At 41.2% G+C, this 15,439-nt stretch carries 16 protein-coding genes; 8 read left to right on the top strand and 8 right to left on the bottom strand.

What is annotated here, in order from left to right; translation table 11 throughout:
- Window positions 1–25 precede the first annotated feature (25 nt).
- The 5 genes from mutY to LG372_RS01225 all read right to left on the bottom strand — a co-directional run bounded on the left by mutY (window position 26) and on the right by LG372_RS01225 (window position 4,774).
- Entirely contained in the window at window positions 26–1,201 is a 1,176-nt protein-coding gene (gene mutY / locus LG372_RS01245; RefSeq protein WP_225741917.1) for an A/G-specific adenine glycosylase, read from the bottom strand.
- Window positions 1,202–1,389: 188 nt separating this feature from the next.
- The gene (pta, locus tag LG372_RS01240; protein WP_225741916.1) at window positions 1,390–2,364 is read right to left on the bottom strand and encodes a phosphate acetyltransferase; all 975 of its coding nucleotides are present in this window, start codon (window positions 2,362–2,364) and stop codon (window positions 1,390–1,392) included.
- Between the two features lie 43 nt (window positions 2,365–2,407).
- The gene (locus tag LG372_RS01235; RefSeq protein WP_225741915.1) at window positions 2,408–3,304 is read right to left on the bottom strand and encodes an RluA family pseudouridine synthase; all 897 of its coding nucleotides are present in this window, start codon (window positions 3,302–3,304) and stop codon (window positions 2,408–2,410) included.
- Window positions 3,301–4,119, bottom strand: coding sequence for an NAD kinase (locus tag LG372_RS01230; protein ID WP_225741914.1), 819 nt, complete (start codon window positions 4,117–4,119; stop codon window positions 3,301–3,303). The genes LG372_RS01235 and LG372_RS01230 overlap by 4 nt, the downstream gene beginning before the upstream one ends.
- Window positions 4,103–4,774, bottom strand: coding sequence for a GTP pyrophosphokinase family protein (locus LG372_RS01225; RefSeq protein ID WP_023944232.1), 672 nt, complete (start codon window positions 4,772–4,774; stop codon window positions 4,103–4,105). The genes LG372_RS01230 and LG372_RS01225 overlap by 17 nt, the downstream gene beginning before the upstream one ends.
- A gap of 128 nt (window positions 4,775–4,902) precedes the next feature.
- Between LG372_RS01225 and LG372_RS01220 the strand changes: the two genes are divergently transcribed.
- The 7 genes from LG372_RS01220 to LG372_RS01190 all read left to right on the top strand — a co-directional run bounded on the left by LG372_RS01220 (window position 4,903) and on the right by LG372_RS01190 (window position 9,674).
- Window positions 4,903–5,472 carry a CYTH domain-containing protein gene (locus LG372_RS01220; RefSeq protein WP_150922413.1) on the top strand — a complete coding sequence of 190 codons (570 nt, stop codon included), beginning with the start codon at window positions 4,903–4,905 and terminating at the stop codon, window positions 5,470–5,472.
- Between the two features lie 111 nt (window positions 5,473–5,583).
- Window positions 5,584–6,543, top strand: coding sequence for a ribose-phosphate diphosphokinase (locus tag LG372_RS01215; RefSeq protein ID WP_084926530.1), 960 nt, complete (start codon window positions 5,584–5,586; stop codon window positions 6,541–6,543).
- A 9-nt stretch (window positions 6,544–6,552) separates the two neighbouring features.
- Window positions 6,553–7,668: a cysteine desulfurase family protein gene (locus LG372_RS01210; protein WP_225741913.1), complete on the top strand. Its 1,116-nt coding sequence runs from the start codon at window positions 6,553–6,555 to the stop codon at window positions 7,666–7,668.
- A gap of 4 nt (window positions 7,669–7,672) precedes the next feature.
- Window positions 7,673–8,020, top strand: coding sequence for a DUF1831 domain-containing protein (locus tag LG372_RS01205; RefSeq protein ID WP_000863540.1), 348 nt, complete (start codon window positions 7,673–7,675; stop codon window positions 8,018–8,020).
- Between the two features lie 7 nt (window positions 8,021–8,027).
- A complete protein-coding gene (locus LG372_RS01200) occupies window positions 8,028–8,243 on the top strand; it encodes a DUF4649 family protein (protein WP_225741912.1) in 216 nt (71 codons plus the stop codon).
- 82 nt (window positions 8,244–8,325) lie between these two features.
- The gene (locus tag LG372_RS01195; protein ID WP_000653417.1) at window positions 8,326–8,967 is read left to right on the top strand and encodes a redox-sensing transcriptional repressor Rex; all 642 of its coding nucleotides are present in this window, start codon (window positions 8,326–8,328) and stop codon (window positions 8,965–8,967) included.
- 17 nt (window positions 8,968–8,984) lie between these two features.
- Window positions 8,985–9,674, top strand: a complete 690-nt coding sequence (locus LG372_RS01190; RefSeq protein ID WP_225741911.1) for a gamma-glutamyl-gamma-aminobutyrate hydrolase family protein — start codon at window positions 8,985–8,987, stop codon at window positions 9,672–9,674.
- Here the strand turns inward: LG372_RS01190 and radC are convergent.
- From radC to LG372_RS01175, 3 genes are all read right to left on the bottom strand, one after another.
- Complete coding sequence (gene radC, locus LG372_RS01185) at window positions 9,671–10,351, bottom strand: RadC family protein (RefSeq protein WP_125457945.1); 681 nt, start codon at window positions 10,349–10,351, stop codon at window positions 9,671–9,673. The two genes, LG372_RS01190 and radC, sit on opposite strands and share 4 nt — an antisense overlap.
- Before the next feature lie 42 nt (window positions 10,352–10,393).
- Window positions 10,394–12,685 (bottom strand): DNA helicase PcrA, encoded by a 2,292-nt coding sequence (gene pcrA, locus LG372_RS01180; protein WP_225741910.1) that lies wholly within the window; start codon window positions 12,683–12,685, stop codon window positions 10,394–10,396.
- A 160-nt stretch (window positions 12,686–12,845) separates the two neighbouring features.
- Window positions 12,846–14,516 (bottom strand): formate--tetrahydrofolate ligase, encoded by a 1,671-nt coding sequence (locus LG372_RS01175; protein WP_225741909.1) that lies wholly within the window; start codon window positions 14,514–14,516, stop codon window positions 12,846–12,848.
- A 229-nt stretch (window positions 14,517–14,745) separates the two neighbouring features.
- Between LG372_RS01175 and coaB the strand changes: the two genes are divergently transcribed.
- A complete protein-coding gene (coaB, locus tag LG372_RS01170; protein WP_225741908.1) occupies window positions 14,746–15,435 on the top strand; it encodes a phosphopantothenate--cysteine ligase in 690 nt (229 codons plus the stop codon).
- Window positions 15,436–15,439 lie beyond the last annotated feature (4 nt).

The following is a 15,439-nucleotide window of genomic DNA, read 5'->3' as shown; positions in this document are numbered from 1 at the left end:
AAAAAATAAAAAGAAGACACAATAGCTAGTCTTTGCTACTGCCTAAGTTGGCTTTTGCGTAAGCCTGCCAGATTTTTTGTTGGGGTTTGGCAAGTGGGTAATTCTTAAACTCTTCTGGTGAAAGCCAACGAACTTCCCTATCGGAAAAGTTATGGAAGTCAGCCACTTGACCTGCTACAATTTGAACATGCCACTTGCGATGACTAAAGACATGCTTGACAGTCTCAAAAAAAACATCAAGCCAATCAACTTCTAAGTCATAGTCCTGCTGAAAACTCTCCTCTGGACTGGGGCCAAAGTTTACACTTTCTTCTGCAACCTGATGAAAGAGGTCAAACTGCTCTTCTTGCGAAAAGTTATCAACTTCTATCAAGGGGAAATGCCAAAAGCCTGCCAATAGCTTTTCACTTTCATTTTTTTCAAGTAAAAATTGTCCTTGAGTATTTTTGACCACCAAGGCTTTAAGATAAATTGGAACAGGCTTTTTCTTGGGAGCCTTAATTGGATAACGGTCCATTGTGCCATTCTGATATGCCGCACTAAAGTCCTTAACTGGGCTTTCTTCTGGTCTGGGATTTACAGGTGCCTCAATATCTGATCCCAAGTCCATCAAGGCTTGATTAAAGTCACCTGGCCTTTCTGGGTCAATCAAGATTTCCATCATTGCCTGAAAAATTTTACGATTACTTGGAATCCCAATATCGTGGTTGACTTCAAATAGACGAGCCAACACCCGCATGACATTACCATCTACAGCCGGCTCAGGCAAGTTAAAAGCAATACTGGAAATCGCTCCTGCAGTGTAAGGACCAATCCCTTTCAAGCTGGAAATTCCTTCATAGGTATTTGGAAATTGACCACCAAAGTCTGTCATAATCTGCTGGGCTGCAGCCTGCATATTTCGTACACGAGAATAGTAACCCAAACCTTCCCAAGCCTTCAACAAACGCTCTTCAGGTGCATTCGCCAAACTTTCCACTGTTGGAAACCAGTCCAAGAAACGTTCGTAATAAGGAATCACCGTATCCACCCTAGTCTGCTGGAGCATAATTTCAGACACCCAGATATGATAAGGATTTTTACTTCTTCTCCACGGTAAATCTCTTTTGTTTTCATCATACCAGTTGAGAAGTTTCTCACGGAAAGAAATGATCTTCTTCTCCGGCCACATGACGATACCGTATTCTTTCAAATCTAACATATCTCTAGTATAACACAGAAGATTCTAACTGTCCTTTTCCTAGTATTAATACTCTTCGAAAATCAAATTCAAACCACGTCAACGTCGCCTTGCCGTACTCAAGTACAGCCTGCGGCTAGTTTCCTAGTTTGCTCTTTGATTTTCATTGAATATAAAAAGCCTCTTCCCAAGGGAAAGAGGACTAAATCTTATTGATGAACAGCTTGGGCTGCTGTGATAAGGGTCAACTTGTAAACATCATCTGCATTACATCCACGAGAAAGGTCGTTAACTGGCTTGTTCAAACCTTGCAAAACAGGTCCAACAGCCGCAAAGCCACCAAGACGTTCGGCCATCTTGTAACCGATATTTCCTGCCTCGATACCTGGGAAGATGAAGACATTTGCTTGACCAGCTACTGTACTTCCAGGAGCTTTCAGAGCTGCAGTTTCAGGAACGAAGGCTGCATCAAATTGCAATTCCCCATCGATTTCAAGGTCAGGACGCAAGTCGTGAGCAATTTTAGTGGCTTCAACAACCTTATCAACACTTTCACCAAAACCTGAACCTTTAGTAGAATAGCTCAGCATGGCAATTTTAGGCTCGATGCCAAACATCTTAGCTGTAATTGCTGAGTTGATCGCAATTTCAGCCAAGGCTTCTGCATCTGGATTGATGTTGATTGCACAATCCCCAAAGAGGTAACGTTCTGTACCACGAACCATGAGGAAGGCACCTGAAGTACGCGTTACATTTGGACGAGTTTTGATGATTTGAAGGGCTGGACGAACTGTTGAAGCTGTTGAGTGAATCGCTCCTGACACCATTCCATCAACCAAGCCCAAGTAAACCAACATAACACCAAAATAGTTGACATCTTCAACCAAAACCTTTCGTGCATCTTCTTCAGTCATTTTGCCCTTGCGACGTTCCACTAAAGCAGCAACCATTTCTTCAAATTTATCGTAGTGTTGAGGGTCGATGACTTCATAACCATCCATGATACCTTCGATTTCAAGATAAATTTTAATTTTTTCAGGATTTCCAAGCAAAACAGGAATCACTTCTGTTTCTTTTACCAAGCGTTTAGTAGCTTGAAGAATACGTGGCTCTTCCCCTTCAGGGAGAACGATACGAGCATTTTTACCAACCAGGTTGGCTTTGAGACTTTCAAAAACTTCCATGAGTTTTCTCCTTTAAGATAATAATTATACTCTGAAACAATTTTTATAGAGTATTAGTTGATAACTGGGTAATAAGGTTACTGAAATCATCCGGCAAGGGGCTTTCTAACTGCAAGTCTTGCTCTAAAAATGGATGATAAAAAGATAGGTAATGGCAATGCAGGGCTTGGCGCTGAATTCCATCGTCTAGACTACCACCGTACAAGTCATCGCCCAACAAAGGGAAACCAATATGAGAAAAATGGACTCTGATTTGGTGGGTTCGTCCAGTATGCAGGCGAATATCAACCAAGTGAATATTCCCATAAGATGCTACAATCTTGTAGGAAGTATGGGCATACTTTCCACCTTTAGCCACCCGTCTGGTGATAATAGAGTCTTCATCACGCGCAATCGGAGCAATAATTTCCCCCTCTGACTCCAAGTGTCCATCACCTTTAACCAAAGCAAAATAGCGCTTCTCGATAGACTTCTTCTGCAACTGCTTGTCTAATCGTGCGTGGGCATAGCCGTGCTTGGCAAAGAGCATCAAGCCAGAAGTATCTCTATCAAGTCTAGTTACAATGTGAACCTGCTGATTTTCATAGTTTTGCTTGACGTAGTAACCCTTGATAAAATTAGCGATGGTATTGGAGTGATTAACACTAGGAATAGAAGCCACTCCATAGGATTTGTTCAAGACTAGAAAATGGTCATCCTCATAGAGAATATCCAGTGGACGCTCGATAGCTTCTAGAGTTTCAAAGCCTTCCTCAGCAGGAATATCAATGGTAACTCGGTCTCCAAGATCCAATAGATAAGTTGCATTTTGTGGTTGATCATTGACCAGAATAGCTCCGCCTCGAAACTTAATCTTAGCCAGCAGCCCCTTAGAAACCTCGTGCTTTTTTAAGAAGGTCTTAACCTTGACATGTTCATCTGCGATAAATTCAAACCTCATTCATCCACCTCGCCGATAAAAGCATCCTTAACACGGTTCCAAAAACTGGTATGGCTAGGTGATGCGACAAAGTGAATCTTATGATGGTCGATTTGATACTCAATTCGTTCAATATTGCGGAAGGAATACACACTATTATCAACCGAAATAGTATGGTAATCGTTTCTCGTCGGGATAAGTTCAATCTTATCCTTCTTTGGAACAATAATGGACGAACCCAGGGTTCGATAGACACGATTGTTAAGACTAGCAATTTCCGTTAATTGCAAAGCTTCAATGGTAGAGTGTAAAACAGCTCCACCAAGTGATTTGTTATAGGCTGTACTACCAGTCGGTGTCGAAACTGTTAGCCCATCTCCACGAAAACGTTCAAAGTGGACACCGTTAATCACAACATCCGCCACCATGGTTCGATCAGACCTGCGAATACTGGCTTCATTTAGTGCTCTGAAAATCTTAACTTCACCATTTTCAAGAAAGACCTTCACATTCAGAACAGGGTATGATACCTTTGCCCCAGTATCTAGCTGCAAATTAGTCACTAGCTTGTCCAACTCAAAATCACGGTAGTCCGTATAGAAGCCCAAATGTCCAGTGTGAACACCAATGAAGCGGACCTTATCAAGCTGGTTTTCGTACTTATGAAAGGCCGACAAGAGCATACCATCCCCACCAATGGAGATGACAATGTCCGGATTGGTATCATTGAGTATAAACTGATTTCTCTTCAAACGATCTCGCAATTCATACAAAACCCTTTGACTCTGCGGTTTTCTATTTGCTATCAGGTCAATTCGTTTACCTGTATTCTTCATCTGTATCGTCACTGTTTCCTACACCGTCATTTAATTTTCTACTCAAAGGATCAAAAAGAGCCTGGGCTTCCTGGATATCATCACGAATTTTACCCATTTCTTCATCCAACTGATGGGCAATTTTAGCAGTAATTTCCAGTCTCTTTTTAATTTCCTCTGGGAAATCCCCTTGGTACTTGTAGTTGAGAGAATGTTCTATCGTTGCCCAGAAATTCATGGCCAAGGTACGTATTTGAATTTCTGCTAAAATAGTCTTGGCTCCATTGATGGTGTCAACCATATATTCTACTACCACATGATAGGAACGGTAGCCTGAAGCCTTTCGATGAGTAATGTAATCTCGCTCCTGTATGATTCGCATGTCCTGACGTTTGCGCAAAATTTCCACTACTTCTTTGACGTCATCTACAAACTGAACCATCACACGCAAACCAGCAATATCCTGTAAATCGTGTTCCAAGGTCGCATAAGTAATGCCACGACGAGCCATTTTCTCCTTGATACTCTCAATTGGCTTGACTCGACCAGTCACAAACTCAATCGGAGAATGCTTATTTTGCTTACGATATTGCTTCCGAATACCACGTAGTTTAATCTTTAACTCACCAACAGCTTGAATGTAAGGATCTAGAAATTCTTCCCATTCTAAGGTCATATATTCTCCCTTGTTCTCATATTATCCTTCAAAAATATCTTTGATTTTTTCTCCAGATTCATATACAATAAATACAATGCTTATTATACCATAAATCCGCTTTCAACGATAAAGAAAAGGTAAGAAAAATGAAACATTTAGAAATTGAATTGAAAACACTCTTGAAAAAAGATGAATATGATCGTCTAAAAGACCAGTTCACAGGTGTCACTCCTGTTCTTCAAAAAAATTACTACATAGACACACCTGATTTTGAACTGCGAGAAAAGAAAGTTGCTATGCGCATTCGAACCTTTGAAGACTGGGCAGAATTGACACTCAAAGTCCCGCAAAGTGTTGGAAACATGGAATACAACCAAAAATTGCAACTAAAAGATGCTGAAAACTATCTGGCTAAGGAAGAACTTCCTCAGGGACTGATTCTTGATGAATTGGCGAAACATGATATTAAAACTAGTGAATGGCAGATTCTTGGTTGTCTAACGACACTTCGCTATGAAATGAAGACAGCTATTGGTCTCATGGCTCTAGATGAGAGTCAATACTTTGATATGACGGATTACGAATTAGAGCTTGAAGTGGAAAATCACGAGCAAGGCAAACAGGATTTCCAACAATTTTTAGAGGAAAATCAGATTTCCTACCAAAAAGCCCCTTCAAAATTGGTTCGATTTGTCAAAAGCATGAAAAATAGCTGAAATAATCTCTATTTTTTGGTAAAATAGAAAAGATAAAATACAAAAATCCCAGTTCATATAGGCTAGGCAGATATGGCTAGGATTTAAAAAGTTTACAGAGGACGGTCTATAATGTCAGATAGAAAAAACATGAAACTTTTCGCACTCAACTCTAACCAAGAGATTGCACAGAAAATTGCTCAAGCTGTTGGTGTCCCACTTGGAAAACTATCATCACGTCAGTTTTCAGACGGAGAAATCCAAGTGAATATCGAAGAAAGTGTCCGTGGTTATGATGTTTACATCATCCAATCAACAAGTTTCCCTGTTAACAACCACTTAATGGAATTGTTGATCATGGTCGACGCTTGTGTGCGCGCAAGTGCCCACAGTATCAACGTTGTCCTTCCATATTTTGGCTATGCACGTCAAGACCGCATTGCTTCACCACGTGAGCCACTTACAGCTAAACTAGTTGCTAATATGCTAGTTAAGGCTGGAGTTGACCGTGTTCTTACGCTTGATTTGCATGCTGTTCAGGTGCAAGGCTTCTTTGATATTCCTGTTGATAACCTCTTCACAGTGCCCCTATTTGCAAAACATTACTGCGATAAAGGTCTACTTGGCTCAGATGTTGTCGTGGTTAGCCCTAAAAATTCAGGGGTAAAACGAGCTCGTAGCCTGGCTGAATATCTTGATGCTCCTATCGCCATTATCGACTACCCTCAAGACGATGCAACTCGCAACGAAGGTTATATTATCGGTGATGTTGAAGGTAAAAAAGCCATCTTGATTGATGACATTTTAAATACAGGACGTACCTTCTCTGAAGCAGCTAAAATCGTTGAACGTGAAGGGGCCACAGAAATTTATGCTGTTTCTAGCCACGGTCTCTTCGTCGAAGGAGCTGCTGAACTTCTTGATAATACTAATATTAAAGAAATTCTTGTAACTGATTCAGTAGCAACAAAAGAAAAAACTCCTAAAAACGTATGCTACATCACTGCTAGTGAGTTAATTGGTGATGCTATCGTCCGTATCCACGAAAGAAAACCAGTCAGCCCACTCTTTGCCTACAATAAAAAGAAATAAGGTGATTCTTTGATTTATTTGGACAATGCTGCAACGACTCCAATGTCAGCAGTTGCTATTTCAGCTATGACCAAGGTTATGCAAGAAACCTATGGAAATCCTTCTAGTATCCATGGTCATGGTCGTCAAGCTGGCAAACTATTGCGAGAAGCCCGTCAGGAGCTAGCTCAGTTACTGGGGACAAAACCTCAACATATCTTTTTCACTTCTGGTGGGACAGAAGGCAACAATACTGCTATCATTGGTTACTGCCTTCGTCACCAAGAACAAGGAAAACATATTATCACAACTGCTATTGAGCACCATGCTGTCCTTGAAACCATTGATTACTTGGTTCAACACTTTGGTTTTGAAGTAACCATTATCCAACCAGAAAAGCAAGAAATCACAGCCCAGCAAATTCAAAAAGCTTTACGTGACGATACGATTTTGGTTTCTACCATGTTTGCCAATAATGAGACTGGAAACCTACTGCCCATTGCTGAAATTGGCCAAATACTCAAACAACACCCTGCTGCTTATCATGTTGATGCAGTTCAAGCTATTGGAAAAATCCCTATTCACCCAGAAGAATTGGACATTGATTTTCTCACTGCTTCTGCCCACAAGTTCCATGGTCCTAAGGGAGTCGGCTTTCTCTACGCATCTAGCATGGACTTTGATTCCTATCTCCATGGTGGAGACCAAGAACAGAAAAAACGTGCAGGTACTGAAAATCTAGCTGCCATCGTAGGCATGGTTGCAGCCCTAAAAGAAGACCTAGAAAAGCAAGAAGAACATTTTCAACATGTACAAAAGCTAGAAAACGCCTTTCTTTCAGAGCTAGAGGGGATTCAGTATTACTTGAATAGAGTACAACACCATCTCCCTTATGTCCTCAATATTGGATTTCCTGGCCAGAAAAATGACCTCTTACTCCTTCGTCTAGATTTAGCTGGAATTTCAATCTCTACTGGCTCAGCCTGCACTGCAGGCATTGTACAATCCAGCCATGTTCTTGAAGCCATGTACGGGGCAAATTCAGAACGCTTGAAGGAATCCGTTCGTATCAGTTTGTCGCCAGAAAATACTGTTGAAGATCTACATACCCTCGCAAAAACCTTAAAAGAAATTATCGGAGGTTAGCCATATGGCATTTGAAAAAACCATTCAGTTAAAAAATTGTCGTTACGACTACACTCTTAGCCCTTCTGTTAAAAAATTCACCCTTAAGGACAACACCTTTTTTGAGACTAAGGTTGGTAACTATGAATTGACTCGCCTTTTGGAAAAAGTGCCGAACAGCGGTGAGGGATTCCAACTCAAAATCATCATTAACAAGGAACTTACAGGTGCTAAAATCAATATCACTGACAAGTTTGGGCTACGTCTAGTTGATATTTTCAAATCAGAAGACCACCACATTCATCAGGAAAAATTCTACTTCCTCATGGATAGTTTAGTAGAACGTGGTGTCTTTACAAAATCTGAAAGATAGATCCCATATGTTTGAACTGACCTATAAGGACAGCTATCATGTAGAGCGCACTCTCAAGTATGAGGATTACGAGGCTCTCATGCTAGCTCTGTCAGGATGTGTGACTCTGCCAGATACACTTTATGTAACTTCTTTGACCTTTAAAGGGCAGGAAGTTTACCAAGGACTGGTCGGAGACCTCTACCGTTTTCTATCACATACAGATTTTTTACATCAAAACTAAGATTTTTCTTAGTTTTTTCTTGTTTTTGTTGATTTTTTCACAATGTTTCTATAAAATAGAAGAATAGAAAGGTTGTGATTTTGTGAAAGATAAACAGTCTGCTATTCCAAAAGCTACAGCGAAAAGACTCTCTCTCTACTATCGAATTTTTAAGAGATTTCATGCAGAAAAGATTGAACGTGCCAACTCTAAGCAAATTGCAGAGGCTATCGGTATTGATTCAGCGACCGTACGTCGTGATTTTTCCTATTTTGGTGAACTAGGTCGTCGTGGATTTGGCTATGATGTCAAAAAACTGATGACATTTTTTGCCGATTTGCTCAATGATAACTCTATCACCAATGTCATGCTGGTAGGTATTGGAAATATGGGCCATGCCCTTCTCCACTACCGCTTCCACGAGCGTAACAAGATGAAGATTATCATGGCTTTTGATCTTGATGACCATCCTGAAGTTGGTACCCAAACTCCTGATGGGATTCCTATTTACGGAATTTCTCAAATCAAGGATAAAATCAAGGATGCTGATGTCAAGACTGCTATCCTGACCGTTCCCAGCGTCAAGTCACAAGAGGTTGCCAATCTCTTGGTGGATGCTGGCGTGAAAGGAATTCTCAGTTTTTCACCAGTCCATCTGCATTTACCAAAAGACGTGGTCGTTCAGTATGTCGATTTGACAAGTGAACTCCAAACCCTCCTCTACTTCATGCGAAAAGAGGATTAGAAAGCGAAAATCATTTTATGAAAAAACCAGTTATTGGGATTACAGGAAACGAAAAAACTCATCCAGATGATGACATCATGATGAGCTACGTAGCAAAAGGCTTTGTTGAAGGCGTTAAAGACGCTGGAGGGATTCCCATCATCCTACCGATTGGTGATCAAGAAATGGCTAGCCACTATATCAGTATGATTGACAAACTCATCTTGACAGGTGGGCAAAATGTTGATCCAAAATTCTATGGTGAAACAAAAACCATCGATAGCGATGACTACCACCTTCAAAGAGATATCTTCGAACTGGCCCTCATCAAGGAAGCTATTAAACAGAAAAAACCAATTTTTTCTGTCTGTCGTGGAACTCAACTCTTTAACGTTGCCATGGGTGGAACTTTGTACCAAGATATCGAAGACCATTGGCAGGATTGTTCTGCTGAGTACACAACTCAACGCTTGATGACAGAGCCTGATACAGTTCTTCGAGAAATCTATGGAGAAATTTCCCATATCAACTCCTTCCACCATCAGAGCATCAAGGATTTAGCACCAAATTTAAAGATTGCAGCTCATGATCCTCAAGATGGTATCATTGAAGCTGTCATGAGTACGGATGATGTCGCCTTTCTCGGTGTCCAATGGCACCCAGAATTTCTATTTGAAAATCGCCCCAAAGATAAAAACCTCTTTGACTATGTCGTTAATGAACTTTAGATTAAATCTGTTTTTTCACGGTAACTAAAGTAACTAGAATGTGAGACAATCAAATGGTCCAAGAGGACAATCCCCATCAGGTCACAGGCGTCTTTTACAAGTTTTGTAACATGATCATCATTTCGGCTAGGGGCTACCGCTCCCGAAGGATGATTGTGGACCAAGATGAGTGAAGTCGCCATATGCTTGATAGCATAATGAAGAATTTCACGTGGTTCAGCGATACTGCGAGTAGCTGAACCGATAAAAATAGTCTGTTGATGGATGATTTGATTTTGAGTATTGAGATAGAGCGCCACCAGGTGCTCTTGTTTTTTATGGCCCAACTCCTGTTGCATCTTCTTGGCCAACTTTTGACTGCTGAGAATACTTTCCATCTCAAGAGTCTCGTGTTTATGAATACGATGCCCCAGTTCAATCATAGCTTGTAATTCTATGGCCTTAACACGTCCAATACCTGACAGACTCTGCAATTCCTGCAGGGTCATTTTTTTCAAATCCGTTAGGCTTGAAAGATTGCTCAAGACTTTCTGGGCAATTTCAAAAACGCTAGCCTGACGTGTTCCTGTCCTGAGTAAAATAGCTAGCAACTCTTGATTACTGAGCGCTTCTACTCCTTCCTTGGCCAGTCTTTCTCTTGGTAATAGTGAATCTTCTTGAAATGAAATACTATACATAAAAATCCTCCTCGCTTTATTATTCGTGAGAAGGATGGAAAATTAGATTTTTTTCTCAATTGGGGCTACACTAGCCAAAAGTTTTTTCAAACCTACTTCTGGGAAATTGATTTTTAATTCCTGAGTAGCTCCGTTACCTGAAACTTCCAGAACAGTTCCCTCTCCCCACTTCTTGTGGAGAGCAATGTCTCCAATGGACCAATTTGCCTCGCTAGACACTGATTTTGCCCCAGATGTAAATTGACCACATGGAAGACCGCTTGACTGAATATTTTTTGGTGCCACACCACGTTTACGGTCTTGAAGAGCCTGAGCCAAACTCATACCTTGACCGAAGGCAAACCCACCACTGCTATAAGATGCCTTAAAGCTTGAATTTGCTGGACGAGCCAATCCTTGATACTCAAGCAAGTCTGAACTGATTTCGTTAATAAAACGAGTCGGACGGTTGTAGTTGGTACGACCAAAAAGTAAGCGCGAGTTGGCATTGGTCAGATAGAGAATTTTCTCTGCACGCGTGATACCTACGTAGGCCAGACGGCGTTCTTCTTCTAATTCATCTGGATCTTCAGACGCACGGCTAAGTGGAAAGACATTTTCTTCCATTCCAATCAAAAAGACAACTGGAAACTCGAGACCTTTGGCAGCGTGTAGTGTCATCAGGGTCACTTCTGATGTCTCCTGACTACCTGAATCTGTATCGGCAATCAAGGCCAAGTCATTCAAGAAACGACTCAGTTTATCCAGACCAGTTTCCTCTTCTGGACCATCAGAGGTATCATCAAAGTTTTTCGTCACAGAAAGGAACTCTTCGATATTTTCAACCCTAGCCTTGCTTTCTAAAGTCGCTTGAGCATTTAGAATATCGACGTAACCTGTTTTTTCTAGGACGGCCTCAACCAACTCTGTAATGCTTAAGTGGTCCAGTTGCTCCCTCAAATCTAGAATCATATTGGCAAAATCCCAGATAGACTGGGCTGCTTTACCCTTGATACCAGATAACATGATGTTTGCAGAGGCATCTAGCATGGACATGTCTTGCATATTCGCAAAGTCACGGATTTTCTCAACTGTACCTGGCCCAATTCCACGTTTCGGCTCGTTGATAATACGCTCAAAACTGATATTGTCACTCAAATTGGCAATGAGGTTGAGGTAAGCGATAATATCGCGGATTTCCTTACGGCTGTAGAACTTGGTTCCGCCAACCATGGTATAAGGGATGTTTGACTTGAGCAGGGCTTCTTCAATAGTACGAGACTGGGCGTTAGTACGATAGAGAACTGCAAAATCCTTGTGAAGGAAATTTTGACTTCGACCAAGTTCATCAATAGTTTTAGCCACAAATACAGCCTCATCCAGCTCATCATCGGCACGATAGTAAACAATTTGCTCCCCATCTGCATTTTGGGTCCAGAGATTCTTAGGGCGACGGTTTTTATTGTTTTTAATGACCTCGTTGGCCGCTTGCAAAATGGTTTTAGTTGAACGGTAATTCTCCTCCAACAAAACAACCTTGGCTTGGGGGTAATCCTTTTCAAAGTCCAAGATATTCTGCATATCAGCACCACGCCAACCGTAGATAGACTGGTCCGCATCCCCAACCACACAGATGTTTTTAAAGCGCGATGCCAAGAGTTTGACCAATTGGTACTGGGCATGGTTGGTATCTTGGTACTCATCAACGTGGATGTATTGAAACTTCTGCTGGTAGTAGGTCAAAACATCAGGATTTTGATCAAAGAGACGTAGGGTCAGCATAATCAAATCATCAAAGTCAACAGACTCAGACTGACGAAGCTCTTTTTGATAAGCCGTGTAACACTGGGCCACGATTTGCGTGTACATATCACCAGCTTGAGCAGCATAAGCCACATCATCAATCAAATCATTCTTAGCATTGGAAATGGTCCCTAAAATGCTCCGTTCATTCCATTTTTTAGGATCCAAGTTCAACTGCTTGAGAATGCGTTTCATAAGAGTTCGCTGTTCACCAGGATCCACAATAGTAAAATTACGGTTGTAGCCAATATGGTCCGCATCGCGACGCAAGATACGAACACACATGGAGTGAAAGGTCGCAATCAAACAGTCCTGAGTGGCTGGATTGAGGCCATAAGCACGTTCCTTCATCTCACGCGCAGCCTTATTAGTAAAGGTAATGGCCAAGATATTCCAAGGATTGACCAGCTTTTCATCAATCAAATAAGCAATACGGTGGGTCAAAACTCGGGTCTTTCCAGAACCAGCCCCTGCCATAATCAACAAGGGACCTTCTGTCGTTTGCACCGCCTCAGCCTGACGGTCATTCATTCCATTTAATAATGCGTTCATCTTCTCTTCCTTACTCTTGAAGTCAATATTTCTATTATATCAGAATTCAGGGAAAATATCTTTACCTAGACTGGTTACGTGTAGAAGGCAACTTCTTATATCTAGATAAGAAAATGAGCTTGGATAGCTTTTCCAAACTCATTTGAATTCAATTAAACTACTAGAACAAGCCTAGAACTGTTCCGTCACTTTCAACATCCATGTTGAGGGCTGCTGGTCGTTTTGGAAGACCTGGCATAGTCATGACATCACCAGTTAGGGCAACGATAAAGCCTGCACCTAATTTTGGTACCAACTCACGAATGGTAATTTCAAAGTTTTCAGGTGCTCCAAGTGCATTTGGATTGTCTGAAAAGCTATATTGAGTTTTAGCCATACAGATTGGCAATTTGTCCCAACCGTTTTGAACGATTTGAGCGATTTGCGTTTGAGCTTTCTTCTCAAAGTTTACTTTGCTACCACGGTAGATTTCAGTAACAATCTTTTCAATCTTTTCTTGGACAGAAAGGTCATTGTCATAAAGACGAGTGTAGTTGGCTGGATTTCCAGCGATAGTCTTGACAACTGTTTCGGCAAGTGCTACTCCACCTTCTGCACCATCAGCCCAGACACTAGCCAACTCAACTGGTACATCGATTGAGGCACAGAGTTCTTTCAAGGCTGCAATTTCAGCTTCTGTATCAGACACAAATTCATTAATAGCTACTACTGCAGGTACTCCAAATTTACGGATATTTTCAACGTGGCGTTTCAAGTTAGCAAAACCAGCACGAACTGCCTCCACATTTTCCTCTGTCAGAGCATCTTTAGCCACGCCACCATTCATCTTAAGGGCACGAAGAGTTGCAACAATAACAACTGCATCTGGTGAAGTTGGCAAGTTTGGTGTCTTAATATCAAGGAATTTCTCAGCACCAAGGTCTGCACCAAAACCAGCTTCAGTAACTGTGTAATCAGCCAAGTGAAGGGCTGTTGTCGTTGCCAAGACAGAGTTACATCCGTGAGCGATATTGGCAAATGGACCACCATGTACAAAGGCAGGTGTACCGTAAATTGTCTGAACCAAGTTTGGCTTAATCGCATCCTTCAAAATCAAGGCTAAGGCACCTTCAACCTGCAAATCACCTACAGAAACAGGTGTACGGTCATAGCGATAGCCAATAACGATATTAGCCAAACGACGTTTCAAATCCTCGATGTCCGTTGCCAAGCACAAAATCGCCATGATTTCAGAAGCAACGGTAATGTCAAAACCATCCTCACGAGGAATACCATTTAGAGGACCACCAAGCCCAACTGTTACATGGCGAAGAGCACGGTCGTTCAAGTCCACAACACGTTTCCAGAGAATACGACGTTGGTCAATTCCCAACTCATTTCCTTGGTGTAAGTGGTTGTCAATCAAGGCAGAAAGCGCATTGTTGGCAGTCGTAATGGCATGCATATCTCCAGTGAAGTGGAGGTTGATGTCTTCCATTGGTAGCACTTGGGCATAACCACCACCAGCGGCACCACCCTTAATCCCCATTACTGGACCAAGAGATGGTTCGCGAATAGCAATCATGGTTTTCTTGCCAATCTTGTTCAAGGCATCCGCCAGACCAATGGTAATGGTTGATTTTCCTTCACCTGCAGGTGTTGGATTGATGGCAGTAACCAGAATCAATTTTCCAACTGGATTGCTCTCAACTGCACGAATTTTATCAAAGCTGAGCTTAGCCTTGTACTTTCCGTACAACTCCAAATCATCGTAAGAAATACCAAGTTTCTCTACAACATCAACGATTGGCTTCAACTCAATACTCTGTGCGATTTCAATATCTGTTTTCATTCAAAACTCCTCTAACCTCTTATATGATAATTCATTATAACACAAAACAAGATTTTTAACATCCTAAAACTCTCTAAACGTTCGTAAATATCCCTGTTTTTAAGGTTTTTAGAGTCCTTTCTTAAATTTTATATGGCTTTATAGTTTGAAACTATAGTAAATCTTCGTTTTTACCAAAAATTTATCGCTTTCATTTTACTTACCGTTTATTTTTGTGTACAATAGTGCTATGAAAATTTTAGTTACATCGGGCGGTACCAGTGAAGCTATCGATAGCGTCCGCTCTATCACTAACCATTCTACAGGTCACTTGGGGAAAATCATCACAGAAACCTTGCTTGCTGCAGGGCATGAAGTTTGTTTAATGACGACAAAACGAGCTGTGAAGCCAGAACCTCATCCTAACCTATGTATTCGAGAAATTAACAATACCAAGGACCTTCTACTGGAAATGCAAGAACGTATTAAGGACTATCAGGTTTTGATTCACTCAATGGCAGTGTCTGACTACACTCCTATTTATATGACAGGTCTTGAGGAGGTTCAGGCTAGCTCCAATCTAGAAGAATTTTTAAGCAAGCAGAATCATCAAGCTAAGATTTCTTCAACTGATGATGTTCAAGTTTTGTTCCTAAAAAAGACACCCAAAATCATCTCTCTAGTCAAGGAGTGGAATCCTGCTATTCATCTGATTGGTTTCAAACTGCTGGTTGATGTTACCGAAGACCATCTGGTTGACATTGCTAGAAAAAGTCTTATCAAGAACCAAGCAGACTTGATTATTGCAAATGACCTCACTCAAATCTCAGCAAATCAACATCGAGCAATCTTTGTTGAGAAAGATCAGCTTCAAACAGTCCAGACTAAAGAAGAAATTGCAAAACTCCTCCTTGAAAAAATTCAAGCCTATCATTCATAGAAAG

The sequence above is a fragment of the Streptococcus sp. Marseille-Q5112 genome (assembly GCF_916700555.1).
Taxonomy (GTDB): domain Bacteria; phylum Bacillota; class Bacilli; order Lactobacillales; family Streptococcaceae; genus Streptococcus; species Streptococcus symci.
This window is presented reverse-complemented; position numbering and strand designations above follow the sequence as displayed.

Excerpts from the sequence above, each read along its gene's own strand:
- mutY (WP_225741917.1), bottom strand. The coding sequence starts at position 1,201 with ATGTTAGATTTGAAAGAATACGGTATCGTCATGTGGCCGGAGAAGAAG.
- pta (WP_225741916.1), bottom strand. The coding sequence starts at position 2,364 with ATGGAAGTTTTTGAAAGTCTCAAAGCCAACCTGGTTGGTAAAAATGCT.
- LG372_RS01235 (WP_225741915.1), bottom strand. The coding sequence starts at position 3,304 with ATGAGGTTTGAATTTATCGCAGATGAACATGTCAAGGTTAAGACCTTC.
- LG372_RS01230 (WP_225741914.1), bottom strand. The coding sequence starts at position 4,119 with ATGAAGAATACAGGTAAACGAATTGACCTGATAGCAAATAGAAAACCG.
- LG372_RS01225 (WP_023944232.1), bottom strand. The coding sequence starts at position 4,774 with ATGACCTTAGAATGGGAAGAATTTCTAGATCCTTACATTCAAGCTGTT.
- LG372_RS01220 (WP_150922413.1), top strand. The coding sequence starts at position 4,903 with ATGAAACATTTAGAAATTGAATTGAAAACACTCTTGAAAAAAGATGAA.
- LG372_RS01215 (WP_084926530.1), top strand. The coding sequence starts at position 5,584 with ATGTCAGATAGAAAAAACATGAAACTTTTCGCACTCAACTCTAACCAA.
- LG372_RS01205 (WP_000863540.1), top strand. The coding sequence starts at position 7,673 with ATGGCATTTGAAAAAACCATTCAGTTAAAAAATTGTCGTTACGACTAC.
- LG372_RS01200 (WP_225741912.1), top strand. The coding sequence starts at position 8,028 with ATGTTTGAACTGACCTATAAGGACAGCTATCATGTAGAGCGCACTCTC.
- LG372_RS01190 (WP_225741911.1), top strand. The coding sequence starts at position 8,985 with ATGAAAAAACCAGTTATTGGGATTACAGGAAACGAAAAAACTCATCCA.
- radC (WP_125457945.1), bottom strand. The coding sequence starts at position 10,351 with ATGTATAGTATTTCATTTCAAGAAGATTCACTATTACCAAGAGAAAGA.
- pcrA (WP_225741910.1), bottom strand. The coding sequence starts at position 12,685 with ATGAACGCATTATTAAATGGAATGAATGACCGTCAGGCTGAGGCGGTG.
- LG372_RS01175 (WP_225741909.1), bottom strand. The coding sequence starts at position 14,516 with ATGAAAACAGATATTGAAATCGCACAGAGTATTGAGTTGAAGCCAATC.
- coaB (WP_225741908.1), top strand. The coding sequence starts at position 14,746 with ATGAAAATTTTAGTTACATCGGGCGGTACCAGTGAAGCTATCGATAGC.